Source organism: Exiguobacterium sp. J17977 (assembly GCF_018616375.1).
GTDB lineage: Bacteria > Bacillota > Bacilli > Exiguobacteriales > Exiguobacteriaceae > Exiguobacterium > Exiguobacterium mexicanum.
The window spans coordinates 1-281 of record NZ_JAEQBB010000023.1 but is presented as its reverse complement, the minus strand read 5'-3'; the positions used below and the strand labels follow the sequence as shown (position 1 = coordinate 281).

3 tRNA genes are annotated in these 281 nt (G+C 53.7%); all 3 read left to right on the top strand.

From position 1 onward, the window contains the following. Positions 1-2: 2 nt before the first annotated feature. The 3 genes from KNO58_RS15325 to KNO58_RS15315 all read left to right on the top strand — a co-directional run bounded on the left by KNO58_RS15325 (position 3) and on the right by KNO58_RS15315 (position 280). Positions 3-77 (top strand) — tRNA-Asn (locus tag KNO58_RS15325). A gap of 9 nt (positions 78-86) precedes the next feature. After that, positions 87-178: transfer RNA gene (locus KNO58_RS15320), tRNA-Ser, on the top strand. Positions 179-205: 27 nt separating this feature from the next. Continuing rightward, positions 206-280: transfer RNA gene (locus tag KNO58_RS15315), tRNA-Glu, on the top strand. Position 281 lies beyond the last annotated feature (1 nt).

Genomic DNA, 281 nt, shown 5'->3' with positions numbered 1-281 from the left:
GTTCCGCAATAGCTCAGTGGTAGAGCAACCGGCTGTTAACCGGTAGGTCGTAGGTTCAAATCCTACTTGCGGAGCCATTTTATTTTGGAGACGTACCCAAGAGGCTATAAGGGGCTCCCCTGCTAAGGGAGTAGGCTGGGAAACCGGTGCGAGGGTTCGAATCCCTCCGTCTCCGCCACTTAATTTTTAGAAAGCACATACATCTGGCCCGTTGGTCAAGCGGTTAAGACACCGCCCTTTCACGGCGGTAACACGGGTTCGAATCCCGTACGGGTCACCAT